At 51.9% G+C, this 2,207-nt stretch carries 2 protein-coding genes; both read left to right on the forward strand.

All coding sequences use genetic code 11. From position 1 onward, the window contains the following. On the forward strand, window positions 1-1,226 hold a 1,226-nt coding region (locus OSO_RS49160), incomplete at its 5' end, for an ankyrin repeat domain-containing protein (protein ID WP_010587986.1). Window positions 1,227-1,406: 180 nt separating this feature from the next. Beyond that, window positions 1,407-2,207: hypothetical protein (locus OSO_RS46745; protein WP_010587987.1), on the forward strand; the 801-nt coding region annotated here is incomplete at its 3' end.

Consider the following 2,207-nt stretch of genomic DNA (forward strand, 5'->3'; position numbering starts at 1 on the left):
ATTGTCCAACTTTTTCGCAATCCGGATTTGGGTATCTTGCGCAACTGATACAAACAAAAGCAATGAAAATGTGTAATACATTTGAGCACTCTGCTTGGCTTTGCGCCGCCATCGCAGGGGATATAGATAAGCTAACTCTGCTTCTCTCAAGCGGAGCAAACATCGACGAACAAGGACAGCGGGGAAGTTCTGCAATCACGCTTGGCGCTGCGCGTGCGAACAGTGATCTAGTTGATTGGTTAATCGAGAATGGCGCAAGCATCGACTTGGCGGACGACTGCGGCAATACGGCGCTTATGCTGGCCACTAAGGCCGCTGCAATGGTTTGCGTTCAACTATTGCTGGATGCCGGGGCAGACTGTCTTCGAGTAAATCGCCGGGGAAATACAGCTCGTTCCATGGCACCAAACGAGAGCTTCGCCCGATTATTGGACGAAGCTTCCTCAACGGGCACTAGCTTGACAACTCACGTAAAGCGAAGGTTGACAGGACTTAGCGACGAGGCAATGCCTGAATTGACTCCAAGTCAGTATTATTCCGATCGTAGTCGGAGGTTTGGCAGCTTAAACCCGGAATTAATGAATGTTCCTTTTTGGCATCAAATGATAAGGTCCGGAATTACTGCATACAAAGCGAGACAGATTGTTTCCGACGACGACAACAACGGCCCAGTCTGGAGCTTCAATCGATCCGGAATGTCTTTTACTCGGCTGCCTGGGCGCAGGTTTGTCCAAATTGGAGGAGAACACGAAGACTGTTACGACAGGGATTTCTGTATATACAATGACGTTATAGTGCAAAGTCACGCTGGCGAATTTAGGGTATATGGATATCCCGCAGCTTGTTTCCCCCCTATAAGCTTTCACTCCGCGACGCGGGTCTCTAATGTTATCTATATTGTCGGCGGACTTAGCTACCCAGGATCAGCGAAGGTCCATATGACAAATGTGTATCGGCTAAATTGCAAGTCGTGGGCAATTCATGAAGTCAGGACTCGCGGTGAGCCCCCCGGAGTTATATTTGATCACAAGGCCAGGTTTGACGGATCAACTCGATTGATTGTTTGGGATGGTAAAATCTCTGAAACAATCGATGGGAAGAGAGAAGTGTTTGACAATGACGCAGAGTTTTGCCTCAATCTTTCAGAAATGATATGGACTCGCATTTCCGCATATCGAAGAGCTAGTGACGACTCGGACGATCACGGGGACAGTGCATATTTGTGACCATAAGTGGTCAGGAATGAATGGCACAGTCGCGTTTCTTGGGGGGCAGAAAGGGGTCAGGACTCAATGTTGGTGTTTTGATCGTCGTAATAGTTTAGTTCAGCCCTCGTCGAAGTGACGTTGTGTCGGTCACAAGTTTTGGATAGATCGGCGTCTTTCCCGTAATCGGAATGGAAGCCGATGTCATTTTCATTTTACCCAAAACACGAACACGGCTGTCCGAATGTGAATCATTGTCCTCATGTGGGCAGTGTGTCGCTTGGTACGCTCGTGCAAGTCGCCAATGAGAATGAAGGGTCTCGGTGGCACCTGCTCAGGACACTTGATGCCGAACGGGCACGAAGTTCTCGACTGCACGACGAAAACGTACGGCTTCAAAACGAGTTAGATCAAGTCAGGCTCGAACTGAAGCTCGAACGTCAGAACAAGTTTGCGACGAACCAGCAGAAGCAGGGCGAGACCGTTGAAGCGACGTTCCCCAAGTCTGGTTCGTCTGAGCCCAAAAAACGGGGCGCGCCTGTCGGTCATCCCGGCTGGTTCCGCAAGAGGCCCACCGAATACGACTGGGACATTGATGTGCCGCCACCGCGTCATTGCCCGAATTGTGGAGGTCATGTGACGGTCGACGATCGCTTCGCCCCGTCTGAGCATCTGCAAGAGGATCTGATCGACGGTCAGTATCGTGTTGTCCTGTATCGCCATGCCGCTGCCTGCTGCGACGATTGTGGAGAGTGGCTGCAGCAGCCGGGAACAGGGGAGCTTCTGGGCAGTCGTATCGGACCGCACTTGCGTAGCAAAGCTCTGTTCTTGCGCAACGTCATGGGGATGAGTTACCGCAAGATCCCGCAAGCCCTCCAAGAGTTGCTCGGTGTGGCCTTCACACCGGCAGCGCTCATCGGCTTTGAGAGACTGCTGGCGACGCTCGCGGAGCCTGTCGTCGACGACATCGCGAAAAAGCTGGCCAGCAGCGACGGGGCGGTC

Origin of the sequence: Schlesneria paludicola DSM 18645 (assembly GCF_000255655.1) — a bacterium.
Lineage (GTDB): Bacteria > Planctomycetota > Planctomycetia > Planctomycetales > Planctomycetaceae > Schlesneria > Schlesneria paludicola.